Annotated in this window: 9 protein-coding genes and 1 pseudogene; 1 reads left to right on the top strand and 9 read right to left on the bottom strand. The window is 34.3% G+C overall.

What is annotated here, in order from left to right; all coding sequences use genetic code 11:
* Positions 1–19 precede the first annotated feature (19 nt).
* Positions 20–1075: a galactose ABC transporter substrate-binding protein gene (locus tag ACTTKP_RS08335; protein WP_442553438.1), complete on the bottom strand. Its 1056-nt coding sequence runs from the start codon at positions 1073–1075 to the stop codon at positions 20–22.
* Between the two features lie 10 nt (positions 1076–1085).
* Positions 1086–2024, bottom strand: coding sequence for a hypothetical protein (locus ACTTKP_RS08330; protein WP_442553437.1), 939 nt, complete (start codon positions 2022–2024; stop codon positions 1086–1088).
* Between the two features lie 205 nt (positions 2025–2229).
* Here ACTTKP_RS08330 and ACTTKP_RS08325 point away from each other — a divergent pair, with 205 nt between their 5' ends.
* Positions 2230–3462 carry an ATP-binding protein gene (locus tag ACTTKP_RS08325; protein WP_442553436.1) on the top strand — a complete coding sequence of 411 codons (1233 nt, stop codon included), beginning with the start codon at positions 2230–2232 and terminating at the stop codon, positions 3460–3462.
* A gap of 82 nt (positions 3463–3544) precedes the next feature.
* On the opposite strand, the gene ACTTKP_RS08320 is transcribed toward ACTTKP_RS08325, so the two are convergent.
* The 7 genes and pseudogenes from ACTTKP_RS08320 to ACTTKP_RS08290 all read right to left on the bottom strand — a co-directional run.
* Positions 3545–5320 (bottom strand): sensor histidine kinase, encoded by a 1776-nt coding sequence (locus tag ACTTKP_RS08320; RefSeq protein WP_442553435.1) that lies wholly within the window; start codon positions 5318–5320, stop codon positions 3545–3547.
* A 3-nt stretch (positions 5321–5323) separates the two neighbouring features.
* Positions 5324–6934 carry a response regulator gene (locus tag ACTTKP_RS08315; protein ID WP_442553434.1) on the bottom strand — a complete coding sequence of 537 codons (1611 nt, stop codon included), beginning with the start codon at positions 6932–6934 and terminating at the stop codon, positions 5324–5326.
* Between the two features lie 182 nt (positions 6935–7116).
* The gene (locus ACTTKP_RS08310; RefSeq protein WP_442553433.1) at positions 7117–12168 is read right to left on the bottom strand and encodes a UvrD-helicase domain-containing protein; all 5052 of its coding nucleotides are present in this window, start codon (positions 12166–12168) and stop codon (positions 7117–7119) included.
* 27 nt (positions 12169–12195) lie between these two features.
* Positions 12196–13176 (bottom strand): helix-turn-helix transcriptional regulator, encoded by a 981-nt coding sequence (locus ACTTKP_RS08305; protein ID WP_442553432.1) that lies wholly within the window; start codon positions 13174–13176, stop codon positions 12196–12198.
* Between the two features lie 111 nt (positions 13177–13287).
* Positions 13288–14463, bottom strand: a complete 1176-nt coding sequence (locus tag ACTTKP_RS08300; protein WP_442553431.1) for a WG repeat-containing protein — start codon at positions 14461–14463, stop codon at positions 13288–13290.
* A gap of 56 nt (positions 14464–14519) precedes the next feature.
* A complete protein-coding gene (locus ACTTKP_RS08295; protein ID WP_442553430.1) occupies positions 14520–14702 on the bottom strand; it encodes a hypothetical protein in 183 nt (60 codons plus the stop codon).
* 319 nt (positions 14703–15021) lie between these two features.
* Positions 15022–15330: pseudogene (locus ACTTKP_RS08290) on the bottom strand (hypothetical protein); the annotation flags it as partial.

Genomic DNA, 15330 nt, shown 5'->3' with positions numbered 1-15330 from the left:
TTTAATTTTTTAACCAATTTTAATGTATATTTTTCGATAAGCTTTCTACAGTTACTACATATTGGCTCACATTATAGTATTTTTCATCTACAGACTTATTCTTTATATCCTCCGGCAACTCTCTGCCTGTAGCCTTGGCTATTGCAAATTCAATAATTGCCCTTGCATACTCCGACTTGTCACTCGAAACACTGCCAAAAAGTTCTCCTTTTTTTATAGCCTCAAGAGCAGGAGCTGTCGCATCTACTCCAACTACCTTTATGTTTTTTAATGATTCTTCATTTTTTATTATGTCTATTGCTCCCAGTGCCATATCATCATTATTTGATAAAACCAGTTCTATTTCCTTCCCGTATTTTTTTACAAAGCCCTCCATTAAGGCTGCTGCCTGACTCCTGTCCCAGTTAGCTATATCTCCTGCCAGCTTTTTTATAGGAACTCCTCCTGATTTTAAGGTATTTATCAACCATTCCGTCCTTACTATAGAATCCTGATGGCTTGCTTCTCCCTCAAGCAAAATATAGCTTACTTCACCATCTCCATTCAGGTCTAACACTGAATTATCTTTATTGTAAGCATCTACCAGAATCTGTCCCTCCAGGATAGCCGACTCCTTTGCATCCGCCCCTACATAACAGAATTTATCTGAACGCCTCATATCATCTTCTACAGGCTCTCTATTAAAAAAAACTACCGGAATACCTGCCACAAGAGCCTTATCTATAATAACTGAAGCATCTGCCCTCTCAACCGGATTGATACATATTACATCATAGTTTAGCGAAATAAAACGATCTACCTGTTTATTTTGGGTAAACTGACTTCCTCCTGCATCCACTATTTCCATACTCAGCTTCAGTCCATTACCCTTTTCATAATATTTTACATAGGTTTCCATTTCTTTCTTTATGCTTGAGATAAAGGTATCATTAAATCGGTATAAGCTTACACCTATTCTTATATTCTTTTTTTCCGCTACCCCATGTTCATTCTTATTAAATAGTATTAACCCCATAATTACCATTATTATTGCGGACAGAGCTAAAACCAGTCGATATATAATTTTTTTCTTCATTAATGTCTCCCTACCCATTAATCGGATAAAGCATCTTTATATAGTCTTCATTTTTTAAATCTTCTCCGGTAATGTAAAATACTGATATTTCATCTTTAGTTATTTTATTTTTATCAGTCATCATTTTCATCAATTTTTCTATCATAAAATATCCCATATCATACTCGTTCCAAGCTACAATTCCCTTTATTTCTCCATCTTCAAGCTTACCTAACAGATAATTAGTAGCTCCTACAGCATAGATTGCCGCCTTAAAATTATTGTCACTTACATATTTGACCAGCCTTATTGTACTTTCTTTATCTAATGACACAAAAACCGTATTGCTTTTATCAAAAGCATTGAGCTGTTTTTCAAGCTTAGGTCCTTCTCCTTCTGCAAATCCAAGCTTATATCCAAGGGTTTCAAGCTGTATTTTCAATTCTCGTCCTACATTTCCCAAGTCTTCATCCGAAAAATCTTCCGAGACAATGCATAGTTTATTTTCTGTGCTTTCTGCCTTTATTATATTTTCTGATAAATTTTTCACAATCCCTGCATAATCTATAAAAATACTTTCATTTTCCTTGGAACTTCCTAGAACGAGAACCGGAAAATCTTTATGCCTCATTCTTATTTGACCCGCAATTTCATCCTTCCATCTGTTACCTATAATTATTGCCACAGCCCCCGCCTCTATCTCATCTTCAGCTATTTCAAGTTTTTCTTCCATGGTTATATTTTCTGCAACAGCAGGAAATCTCAGATCTACATTATTCTCATAAGCAGCCTCATCCATTCCCTTTTTCATATTTGCAGAATTCTCTCCGGAAATTCCATCTACAAGTACAGAGATAGAATATACCTTCGCCTCATTTTCTTTTATTATAAGGTCTGTGGCAGAGAGAATGTATAGAAAGATAAGAAAGGCTGCGTATATGAGCCAGAAAACTATTGTTTTTTTGTTCATAGGGCATCCTCCCACAAGAGTTTGGGTATAGTATAACATGGAGTTTGCCTGTGAACCACTATTATTTATCCCAAGCTTTTATAATTTTTTACTTATAAGTCTGAAACTTGATATTTTTATATATTTTCTTACTTATAAGTCTGAAACTTGATTTTAGGGGAATTTTGTAGTACTCTAAAAACATAATTCTTATAAGGAGCTGCTTATGAAAAATTTAATTAAAAGACCTGCATATCTCAATGAGCTTATAGAAAATAAAGATGTAGATTTGATAAAAATAATTACCGGTATAAGAAGATGTGGAAAGTCATCGCTTATGGAACTTTTCCACCAACACCTTTTAGAAACCGGTATAGATAAAACTAGAATAATACACATGAATTTAGAATCCCTGAAGTATAACGAACTATCAGATTATCTTTCATTTTATAATTATGTGAGTGATAAAATTGATAATACCGGAAAAACATATTTGCTTTTTGATGAACTTCAAGTTGTATCAGAATGGGAAAAAGCTATCGAATCTTTTAGAGTAGACTATGATGTTGATATATATATTACCGGTTCCAATGCCTATTTACTGTCTACCGAGCTTGCCACACTGCTTTCAGGAAGATATGTTGAAATAAAAATGCTTCCCTTGTCTTTTAGTGAATTTTTAGATTTTTATAATTTTGATGATAAGACAGGACTTGAAGAAAGGTTTATTTACTACCTTAAATTTGGAGGTATGCCTGTACTTCATGAATATAACTTTAACGAGCTGAGAATTAATCAGGCTCTTGAAGGCATATACTCTACTGTAATCTTAAAGGACATTTTACAAAAGCATAACCAAAGTGACCAGCTTGCACTAAATAAAATAGCACATTTTCTTTCTTCAAATATAGGAAGCATAACCTCTCCAAATAAGATTGGAAATATTCTTTCAAGCGAAGGTAATATTGATAAAGAAAAAAACAAAAATATTGCAGGCAAAACTGTTGATAAATACATTTCAATGCTAAATAATGCCTATATTTTTTATAGAGTAGGAAGATATGATGTAAAAGGAAAACAGCTTTTAAAAACATTAGATAAAAACTACATAGTAGATATGGGGTTTAGAAATATGCTGTTAGGATACAGAGATGCCGACAGAGGACATATTTTAGAAAATATCGTATTTCTTGAACTCATAAGAAGACACTATAGAGTATATATAGGAAAAATAGGTGATACCGAGGTAGATTTTCTTGCTGAAAAACCTAATGAAAAACTATATATTCAAGTTACCGAGAGCCTTACTTCGCCAAAAACAAGGGAAAGAGAACTTCGCCCTTTGCTAAATATAAATGACAACTATGAGAAGATTATACTTACCACCGACAGGAACTTCATTACTTCTGAAAACGGGATTAAAATAATAAATGTAATTGACTGGTTGATAGACGAGTAATTTTAGTATAATTTTTTTGGATTTATAAGTCTAAAACTTTATATTTTAACATTTTTTTAACTTATAAATCCAAAACTTATCTCTATATATTTTCCTCCTCATACTCCTTCGCCGGCAAATGTATAATAATAGTAGTACCTACATCCGGCTCTGAGTCTATTTTTAGCCCATACTTATCACCAAAATAAAGTTTTATCCTCTCATTTACATTCTTAACTCCTATGCCTGAGCCTCTGCCGTTACCGGAGTTACTTTTGCCTGAAAGCACCAAGCTTACTTTATCCTCCGTCATACCGAGGCCGTTGTCGGTTACGAACAAATACAGCTCACCAGCTTCTCGCCATGCTTTAATTATGATAAGTCCGTCCCCATCCATAAATTCCATTCCATGATAAATTGCATTTTCCACAAGAGGCTGTAGCATCAGTTTCAACGAGGAAAGTCCCAATACATCCTCTGCTATCTCAAACTCATAGTCAAACTTGTTCTTAAATCGCATATGCTGAATCATAAGGTAATTTTTTACATGGTCTATCTCTGCCTTTACCGTAACTATATTCTTACCCTTTCCCAGTGAAAGCCTGAAAAATCTTGCAAGAGCAGTAACGGTATGCACCGCTTCCGACTGTTTCTCATTTTCTATCTGCCAGACTATAATATCAAGAGTATTATAGAGGAAATGAGGATTAATCTGAGCCTGTAAGGAGTCGAACTCACTTTTTCGCTTCTCCTCATGCTCTGTTACAATATCCTGCATCAGCCCCTTTATCCTATGTTTCATATCCTGTACCGTTTTGCCCAAATGCTGAATTTCATAAGAGCCTCCCATGTATATCTCCGCATCCAGGTTACCCTCTTCGAGTTTTTTTACAGACTTCTCAAGCTCCCTTATAGGGTCTGTCACCCTGAAAGAAATATAGGAATTTATAAGCACTACTATGAAAATAATAAGAAAAATTACAAATACAATAAACAATCTGGTTTTAATGGTATTTAGCGAAATTCCTGTCCCCTTTATTACTCCAACCAACTTCCATCCCGTATAGCCCACTGTTTTTATTACAACTGTCTGGTTGGCATTGTTAAATTCTTCCTCCGTACTTCCGTCACTATAAGAAGCTGCTACCAAATTATTCTCTTTTATCCTGCCAGATGCTATCAGCTCAAATTTCGGATGCCAGATTATCTCTCCCTTAGAGTCCATAAGGTAGATGTAGCCTCCACTTCCTAACGAAACCTCATCTAATACCTCATCAAACCCCTGATATGCCATGTCGATTAAAAGTACTGCCTGCTCCGTACTTCCTCCCATGGTAATTTCTACCGCTCTGGACATAGTCACCACCCATCTATAGCTGTTGTCCCCTTTTTCAAATAGCTTTTGTACATGAGGGCGAGTAAAATGTATATTTTCCGTCTTATTAAGTGCATTGATAAACCACTCTTCCCGTCTTACCTCAAAATTCTTTCTAAATCTTGCTGCCGGCACTGCACTGAGTGGCTTTCCATCCTTTGAAATCAGTGCAATATTTAACACCTGTTCCTTATTATTATTGTATAAAAGAGTCATTTCCTCATTAATGGATGCTTCAGATAAATTCACATTTTTAATAATTCCATAATATATCGTGTCTGAAAGCTTCATTATATTTCTTAAATAAACTTCCATAGAGGCATTTACACGATTAATAAGACTTATATTCTCCTGCTTAACTGTATCTGAAAGCTGGGAAGAAAGCCTCGAATATATGGATATTACTATCAGAAGTACTGCAACCAGCGAGGAAACAGTAAAGTAAATGAATATTGAGTTTCTTATGCTCCTGTTATAAGTAATTTTCTTCTTTTCAACCTGCATCTTTTATTTTCCTGTCCTGTATTTAGTAGGTGATACACCAAACTTTTTCTTAAATACATAGCTAAAATAATTCTGTTCCAAATATCCTACCTTTTCAGCTATCATATATGTCTTTTCGTCAGTTGTGCTTAGAAGTTCTACTGCCTTATTAAGCCTTATATCAGTAAGATAGTTGATATAGGTTTGTCCTGTTTCCTTTTTGAAAAGACTCGAGAAATATGCGGGACTTAAGTGAAGGTAGCGGCAGATAATTTCAAGAGAAAGCTCTGAATTTGTATAATTTGCCAAGATATATTCCTTCGCTTCATTAATAATCTGCTTTGAAGTTGACTCTCTTTTTTGTTGAAGACCTTCATTAATATTATTGCATATACCTATTAGCCAATCTTTAAAGCTGTCTCCATCTTTAATTTTAGAAACTATTTCCATATAGTTTTCAATTCCTGCAAGGCTTATTTCATACTGTTGCATTAAATCCATAATACAGGTCACTATCCTTAACATATATGCCTGATACTGTCTGGAATGCACCTTTACTTCATCAAGTTTATTAGCAAGACCGGATGCCACTTCCGCTATCCTGTCTTCTCCACCAAACTTAATAGCAGAAATAAGTTCTTCCTCATCTTTTTCTTCAAATCTGAGTACACCTGTACTTACAGGCTCCATGTCATGAATATAGACTACATCTTCTGTACCTACTATTTTCTTATATCCTACAGCATCTACAGCAGTCTTGTACGAAGCTGAAATCTCTGAAAGGGTTTGACTACTGCGTCCTATTCCTACTGTAATCCCTACTCCAAGCACTCTCTTGGCACTCTTACACACATCTCGCATTACATCTGTAAGCCCTGTCTGGCTGTTTTCATCATCTATCGCTACAATTATTACCGGCTCTGCATCCTGAATGGAATCAAAGACTACACTTCTATAATAAGGAGTAAGTTTCTCCTCTATAAATTTTTTCACATATATAGGTATCAGTTCTTTTTCTTTTAATAATTCTCCCCTTATATTGGCATTTTCAAGTTCAATGTTTACAATGCAGGCTATCCATTTATTTGCATTACCAATATCCATGTTATATTCTCTAAGATAGCCATTTATTGATTCCTCATCAAAAAGCCCCTTTTTAATAATCAGCTTATTTAAAAACTGCTCTCTAAGTACGGGAAGGCTGGCTTTGTAGTTCTCCCTTAAAATATCTATATTTCTTACCGACTCTATCTCTTCATCCAGTTTTGCCTTGACTTTTTTTAAAATTTCTGTAAGTTCATCTACATTGACAGGCTTTAAAATATACTCTGCCACTCCAAGCCTTATAGCCTCTTTTGCATATGAAAAATCATCAAAGCCTGAAAAAATGATAACTTTAATAGACGGAAATTTCTGCCTTAGGCTTTCCGTAAGTGCAAGCCCATCCATATAAGGCATCTTTATATCCGTAATGATTACATTGGGTTCTAGAACTTCTATTTTTTCAAGTGCATCCCTGCCATTTTCTGCATCACCCACTACTTCAAAGCCATTCGCTATCCAATCCATCTTCTTAATGATGCTTGTTCGAACTTCCTCTTCATCATCCACTAACATTATTTTATATAAATCCATAGTTTATGCATCCTCACATCAAGCCGATATTCTTTATCTCATTTTTTATCTCTGTATATTTTTCTAATGAATATTGTGCTTTAAATCTTATAACATAGTCTCCATAATAATCAATCTATTTATCGTAATTTTATCACTATATTGTAAGAAAGTATATAACTATCGGTAAATCAAAAAAATATCTATACCAAAAGCTTCTTTTCATACACCCTAAGCCCGTCTCCATAATCCTTAAAATAAAGTACCTTAAGCTCTATCTTATCATTATCAATTCCATACAGTTTATTTACAGAGTGCCTATAAAGTGCAAGCTGACCAGTATATCTCTCCTCTAAGGTCTTTTCAAAGCTCTCCCTTTCTTTAATATAGTCTGCAAGATCAGATTTATAGTCAAAAACTATTGCCCTATCTCCATATACAAAGGCCAAGTCTGCTGTGCCATTTATCCAGGCAGCTCCATCCGCTGCTATCTCATCTTCTTTAAGCCGTATTTTCTCAATTTTTTTAAGTTCATCTGACTTATTCGTCTCATAAAATGAAAAAGGAAGCTCTGTATATATCCTTACATTCTTATCCGAAATGTCTTTGCTATACTTTTCTTTCATGTAGCTTTCCAAAGCCTGGACAGCCTTAGGCAGAAACTCTCTGTATCTGTTTAACTCCTTTGACTTTTCTGTTTCTCTTGGAACTCCCTCTGTGATATCCTTCTTAAATTCATTTACAGCCTGTTTAGCACAGATTACAGCCAGATTTTCATTATCAGTGGATAATCCGAGCCTTTCAATCAAAAGTTCTAAGGCTCTGTGCAGAACAGTTCCTATTACATTTCCACTAGGTCTAATCTCATCTCTAGCAAACTTTTCAAGTCCTGATTCCTTAGCTTTCTTATATGCATCGCTCCTTGTCTTGGAAGAATTTTCAAAGCCAGAAGGATTGAACTTATAATAAGCTATACCGCCCTTTCCCTCTGTATTAAATACGGTATTTCTTTCATATTCAGCAAACTGTTCAACCTTTGCCTCATTTATTTCCGGAATTTCCAGCCTTTCTACATCCTCTTCTGTATTTTCGTCACCAATGAAAATAAGAACTTCTTCAGCTCTTGTCTTTGCGACATAGTCAAGTCTTATTTTTTCGTTTCTCTCTGCGCTCTTGGCCTCTTCCTTAATTTCCTCAGGACCCATAAAGGAACAGGTACTGCCCTTTATACCTCGCCCTCCATCACGTCCCCAGGTTATAAGAGGATAATAGCTGTCATCTTTTCTATAATCCGTCTCATCATTGTCCCCCTTTGCTGATTTTGGCGGCAGTATCACTATCTTTCCCTGTAAACCCTTAGCTTTATGATAATTCATCAGCCTTACCACATCAGTTCCGGTATTTTCCAAAACCAGTTCTCTGTCAAGGTGGTCAGAAATGTATTGTTCAGTTTTTCTTATAAAGGCAACAGTATTGCCCTTGTCCTCTGCAAACATATTTTCAATCAACTGCTGAAGCTTAGTCTGACTCAAGATTATATAGGTATAAGGCTGTTCTTTTCCTACAAAAAACAGATCAAACTTCTCAGCCAGATAGGCTGCTTTCCCATAGGCTGATAGCCCTTTCACGGCCTCTACCAGCTCGTCTATGATATTATTGGCTGCTGCCTCATATATATCTTCCTCAAATCCTGAAAGCTTTAATCCACTGTCAGGTACGGCCTTGCCCTCGTATAACTTAAGCTTAAGAAGTTCCACTGCACCTGTTCTGTATTCCTTATTGTGGCTATGGGCTATAGCCTTATACAGTCTAAGAAAGTGGTTTAATATCTCTGCTTCTTCTAACTCTATTTCACCTAGAACCTGAGTCTTGATGCCCCTTTTTGAAAATTCTTCTACATACTTACCCATGCCCCTGTGTTTATCAAACAAAACCAAAAAGTCACTATAATGAATTTCTCTAAAGCCCTTATCCCCATTTCTAATCTTGTATTTTCCTCCTACTAAAGCATCTACAAGCTCAGGTATCTTCTCTGCAGCTCTATCATCTTTACCACTGTCCTTATCAGTATTTTCATCCTCTGTATCTGCCTCTTCATTCTCTATATCAGAAATTTCACCCTCTATATCAGCCTCTTTCGTATTCATATCCTCAACCAGATACAAATATGCTCCTGCAAGCTCTTTCTCACAGAGATTATCTGGTATTTCTCTTCCCTCTGCTACCTCCATCTCCTCGTAACCACCGGGATTTGACGAAAAATTCTCAGTTTCCTCTTCCTCCCATAGTATCCCTTTATCAGCAAAGAAATCATTTACATAGTCAATCAGCTTGTTATTTGAACGATAATTTATACTAAGACGGAATACCCCTGCATAAGGAGATTGCTCAAATCTGTCTTTTACCTTAAAATATATAGCAGGATCTGCCCCTCTAAATCTGTATATAGCCTGCTTAGGATCTCCAACCACAAAGAGTTTGCCTTCCTTAAGTTTTTCTGCATTTCCCAAGGTAGTAAGATTCCATACTATTGATTCCTGCAAAGGGTCTGTATCCTGGAATTCATCTACATATACGCATTTGAATTTATTATAAAAATATTTTCTTACTTCTTCATCTTTAAGTAGTTCATAGGCTTTCTCAAGCAGCTGGTTATTGTTTAATTCTTTGACAGGCAGATTTTCAAAGTAAAATTTCCTTGCAAGTAAGCTGTATTTTAAAATGATTAGAGATTTCTCTTTTTTTGCATTTTCTTTATCAAATTTTTGTTTATCTGTACGTTTAGGTAAAGTCTCAAATAAAACTATATTATGTTCTACTAATCTCTCATTCAAAGCCTTTATCTTGCTAGTCATTTCCTGTTCTCGGGTTTTATCATTCAATTTAATCTTTGTATCTTGAAATAACACTACTTTAGGAGCTTTTTTAATAAGTTTAATAATTGCATCTAGTTCCACAGCGGAAAGTACCCCCTCTGTGGTTTCATATAGTTTTCTCCCTTGAGAAATATATGGCACCTTAATTTCTGTCTCCTTTAACGCCTTATTATAAGCCTTATCAAATTCTTCCTGTGAAAATGTTGTCTCTCCTGCATATTTATCTGAGAACATAGCCTTACAATATAATTCCATTATTCTATGGAAAAAAGTTCCCTTTTCACTAGCCTTTAACCAAGTCTCACCTTTGTAATCATTATCCGGCTCGGCTATATTAAGAACCCTCTGATAATAGTACTTAAAAGGACATTTTACTAAGGTTTCAAAGGCTGTTGCACTAAGGCTACCGGTTGCAAAAGTGCATTCTTCACTTTTATTTTCTACATCTTTTATAAATTCATTTTCTACATTTTCCAGGCACTTATTAAACCTATAACCGGTTTTATGTGGTTTATAAGTTGCCTCAATTTCTTTACTGTCATTCAATTTTGTCAGATAAAAAAGGCTCGGAGAAAGTTCTTTAAAAGCTAATGTATCATAATAGCTATAAAGTAAGGTTGTTTCTCCTTCAGGACAGGTTGATAGCAGGTACTCAATTTCATCCTTAAATAGTTTATTTGAATTGCCCGCAAGAGGTACATAGGCTGCATTAACATCCAAAACCTCTCTTATTTCATCATCACTTAGCACCGGAGAATTGGCTGTATCCTGCAATACATAAGAAGCTGCAAGCCCTACTATAAAGTTATATTGGCGTTCTGCCACACATCTGCCTGCAAGCCTTTGTGCCCTCACCTTATCCATCTCTTCAGGCTGTCCAAACTTAAAGTTCACTAAAGCATCTTTTATTATGCTAAGCTGGTCTTCTTTACACTCTTGTCCAAGAAGCCCAAATGGAATAGCCAATTCCCTAAGAGCTTTAAGATATGTATTTTTATTTTTATTGTTGTAAGAATATTTTTTAGCAAACTCAAGCAGATTTAAATAAGTCTTCTCTGCTGTATTTTCTTCGTCATAAATATCTATGAAGTCTCTTAAAAATTCTTTAAAAGGTTGAATCTTGATATTTTCTCTTTCATTAAGGGTACTGAATTCACCAATACTCTCGTGCCTTTTTAAGAAGTCTTCATACCTTGCTTTAGACCAACCTATGTTTTCGCGCCTAAGTAGGGTATCATAGGCTCTTTTCAAACTATATTTATACTCACCATTATTCTCTTTTTCCGGATTTTCCTGCTCTTCATCCTTTTCATCATAAATAGGCTCTTCTTTTATTATTTCAACTTCTTCAATTCTATTTTCATTAATCTCTTCTTCCTTTGTAATTTCATCTCTTTTAATAATATGTTTAAGTGTTGCTGTCTGATTATTTACAAGCCTGCCGAGTATTTCATAAGAAAAATCAGCCTCTATACTTTCAACCAAGTCAATTAAAAGCCTGATTATTTCATTATCTCCTGCATTTGCCTTCTTAAAGGTTACTCCTATGTTATTTTTTTCACAAGCTGCCCTGATGAAATTCTCATATATTTCGTCTGTATAATAGATACCTGCTTCACCAAAGTTGATACCCTTATTTTTTATCTCTTCTATGCAGTATTCAACCTCATTATACTGTCCATAGGCTTTTACAAATTGAATATCAGCTTTGCTTTCATCTGTCATACAGACGATATCCACATTTATTCCAAGTTTTCCACATAAGCTGTCTAAAAATCTTTTTTCAATATAAGAAATCTGTTCGGCAAAATAATCTGTTATTACAAGTTTAAGTTCTCCACTAACAGCCAGATAGCTTCTTATATCCACCTCACTACTTTCTTCGATTATTTTTATAGCCTCATTTAATACTCCCACCTTATCTAAAAGCTTTCTGTCTTCAAGCTTTTTTGATAAATCAGATATAAGAAAATCTAGCTTTGTAGTTTTTCCTTCTTTTCTCTTTCCTTCTCTCAGGATATTAATTATTCTTAAAATTTCTTTTGAAGTCTCAAGGGAAATGCTGGTCTTAGACAAAAAACCGTATATTTTATCCTCTTTAGAAGACAATAGAATATCTTGAATAAGATAAGCTTCCTCAGCAGTAAAAATGTCCTCTTTATCATAGTCTTTTCCTGTGTAGGCGTAATATCCCATTACTATATTTTTTGAAATATTTTCTATAGTAACAGTTCTGAGGTTTTCTGTTACTATGTTATCTTCTTTATTTAGTTTTCTTATAATAGAATTAGGTATAGACACCCTGTCAGATATCAGATATTTTAACTTTCCCCTATTATTTTCTATAAAGCTGCTTAGCTTAACTACATCTTTTCCCATATTTTAATGCCTCCCGTTTTACTTAATTTATTTTTCAGGTTGTTTGCCATCCGGTGGTATGATTTTTACCGCATCTTTAAGAAGCCTTAGCCACATCTCCGGACCTTCCCCTATTATTGCCGCTCTGAAGCGTGTAGTATTACCTTTTGTATACAATTCTTCCGCATTAGGTATCTGGTCTAATATCATTCCTTTATTCGTCCCTGTAAAGTCAAAGGTTATATGTCTTATATTACCGCCATACATAAATTTAGACTTATTTTTAAACTCTCCCACCTCAAACTTATCCTTATCTGATATATGAAAGTGTTCGTCAAGTATTCTTACTTCACTAATCCTGTCAAGTCTGTATATAGCAGGCGATGAGCAATAATTTCTTCTAAGTTTCTCCTCAATTTCTTTATCTTCAATCTTGGCTGCCATGTAAAAATACATCTCCGAAAACATAATAGCCAGAGGACATAACTTTCTTTTAATATTCTTAATGTCCGCATTTCTTTTATATTCAATTTCAATCTTTCTCTGTTTTACTATAGCCTCTGCTATATTTTTCATATTCTCAAGGAAGTCCTCAGGCGTAATTTGCTTAGAGGTACTAAGCTCTGCGTAATGATGCATCTCATTGCCTGTAAGAGTAGTGACCTGCTTTCTTTCTTCTGCATCCAGGTTATGTTCTATTATTTTATCTAACATTCTTTTCATTTCTTCTTTAGAAAATGCCCTACTGTTAAGCAGAATATTACATACAGCCAACACTTCTGTCTGTGTAAGCCTTCCAACATTTTCACGGCTAAGTTTATATATGTTTGGCTTACTTTTTTGTATCTCAAATTGATATCTTGTATCTAAGGATTCTTCTACCGCTGCTAAATCTCTTTTTATGGTTTTTTTATCAACTCCAAATTTTTCAGACTTAACTTCTATATTCACTTCTTTATTGTCCAGTAAATCCTGATATATCTCAAGGATACGTTGTTCCTGTTTTGTTTTATCTATATTGTACTCCAAATCCATAACCTCCGAATATTTGTATAATGCTTTTAAAATAATATATTGTCTGGGCAGAAACTGCCCAGACAGAAGGATTGTATTTTTAGAAAGCCGATTCTAAGCTAATTATTAATTCTTAGAAGGAGTAAATACTCCTTTTTTATCTACAGTACCTGCTTTTCCCCCCTTTTCTACATAAGCCCTTCCTTCGTAAAAAAAGTCAGCATAATCGTACTCTAGAGGGATAACTACCTTACCGGTCTTGTCTATAAAACCATATTTATCAGACTTCTGTACTTTTGCAAGACCTTCACTGAAGCCCCAGGCATCATCGTACTCAAAGGGAACTACTAATTCATTGTCTTTATTAATAAACCCCCATTTGTTACCTTTATTAACTCCGGCAAGTCCTTCGGTAAACCTCATTCCTCCCTCATATTCAAAAGGAATTACTACCTTATTTTCCTTATTTATGTATCCGTATTTATCTGATTTTATGGCACCTATGAAACCATTTTTAAGATCTACTACGCCAATACTATCGTATTCAAAAGGGATAATTACTTTATTCTTTTTATCTATGATACCTGTTTTACCCGATTTAATGGCTACAATATAATCATTATCTAAATTCATTTCATTAATACCATCATATTCAAATGGGATAATTACCTTATTTTTCTTGTTGATAATTCCATGGTGGCCTGACTTTGCAACAGAGGCATATCCGTCAGAAATATAATTTGATACAAAGTCATACTGTGGCTTTATTATAGTTTTGATTTTGTCATTTATAAATCCGTACTTCTTACCTTTTTTAACTGAAGCCCAGCCTCCATATAAATTTCCAATATCACCATACTTTAACGGCAATATAGCCTTATTATTAAGGTTTAAAATTCCATAATTAACATCTCCCCTCTTATTTTCTTTGCTTACAAGATAATACTTATCTCCATATTCTGTTATTGAATCATACTGGAGTTTAATCAAAACTTTATTCTGTTTGCTTACTACTCCCCATTTTCCACTTTTTTTTACAAAGAAATTATCTCTATAACTATAGTTATCATAACTTCCTCTTACTATTTCCTGATTTACAATTGGGATAATGATTTTCCCTTTTTTGTTAATAACTCCATATTTCTCACCCTTCCTGACTATAGATAAACCATCATAAGAACTTTGTTCTACCGTATAATCCTTCTTCTTTGCAAAGGCTGCCTCAGGTGTTAAAATTCCTATTACTAATGCAAAAACTAAAAATATGCTTAATTTCTTAAAAACTCTTTGTATAGTATTCATGTGCTATACCATCCTTTCTTTTTTTTGTTTACTTAATCCGACTTTCTTTATACACTTTATTGTAGGTTGTTTTCTTCGTTTATCCTTCTAATCTCCTCCTCTACATGATTTTCTTCTTCAACTTTTCCCTTCCAAATCGACTTATTTACCAGCTCCTGACCGCCTATTTTGTCATATTCAAACTCTTTATCCTCTATCAGTTCCTTTTCAGTAAGTTTTTTCCATTTTTCATCGCTCACTTTTATTCTTGTTACTCCAAATTCAATTATCTGTCCTTCACGGATCTCGTTATCAAATGACTTATAGCACTCATATGCCTTCTCCCAGCTGGTTGTATTATGACGGGAATCCGTAGCTCCATATAAGTCCCTTATTGACTTGATTACATTGCCAGTTAATACTTATCCATAATTTTTCTCTCCTTATTTGGTTTGTTGTTATGGTTAAAGTATACCAGACGCAATGGACAAGATATGTCCATTGGAAATATCTTGTCATTTTATCTGCTTTATTATAAAGACTCATAACATCAGTAGTATATGGATTGCTCTACAGATATTATTTAATTATCAGTTTTTTTATCTTGCCCCACTTTATCTTTCCTTTTTTAACTTCACCTACTTTTATATAATAAGTCTTTCCTTTTTTAAATTTTTCTGATATAGTTTTAACCTTTTTAAGATTTATTATTGCACTCTTTTTCATATTCTTTTCAGTGGAATATTGTATTTTGTAGATTACTCCCTTTTTTGGTTTTAATGACAACAATACCTTTCCATTGGAAGATATGAGTTGGTACTTAATATTTCCTACTATTTTGTTTATTACTGTTGAAGGCTTTGAAATATTTTCTGTCTGTGAATTAGT

Origin of the sequence: Catonella sp. (assembly GCF_052169795.1) — a bacterium.
Classification (GTDB): Bacteria; Bacillota; Clostridia; order Lachnospirales; family Lachnospiraceae; genus Catonella.
Note: the sequence above shows the minus strand (reverse complement) of the source record. Positions and strands in the feature narration are given on the sequence as shown.

Excerpts from the sequence above, each read along its gene's own strand:
- ACTTKP_RS08335 (WP_442553438.1), bottom strand. The coding sequence starts at position 1,075 with ATGAAGAAAAAAATTATATATCGACTGGTTTTAGCTCTGTCCGCAATA.
- ACTTKP_RS08330 (WP_442553437.1), bottom strand. The coding sequence starts at position 2,024 with ATGAACAAAAAAACAATAGTTTTCTGGCTCATATACGCAGCCTTTCTT.
- ACTTKP_RS08325 (WP_442553436.1), top strand. The coding sequence starts at position 2,230 with ATGAAAAATTTAATTAAAAGACCTGCATATCTCAATGAGCTTATAGAA.
- ACTTKP_RS08320 (WP_442553435.1), bottom strand. The coding sequence starts at position 5,320 with ATGCAGGTTGAAAAGAAGAAAATTACTTATAACAGGAGCATAAGAAAC.
- ACTTKP_RS08315 (WP_442553434.1), bottom strand. The coding sequence starts at position 6,934 with ATGGATTTATATAAAATAATGTTAGTGGATGATGAAGAGGAAGTTCGA.
- ACTTKP_RS08310 (WP_442553433.1), bottom strand. The coding sequence starts at position 12,168 with ATGGGAAAAGATGTAGTTAAGCTAAGCAGCTTTATAGAAAATAATAGG.
- ACTTKP_RS08300 (WP_442553431.1), bottom strand. The coding sequence starts at position 14,463 with ATGAATACTATACAAAGAGTTTTTAAGAAATTAAGCATATTTTTAGTT.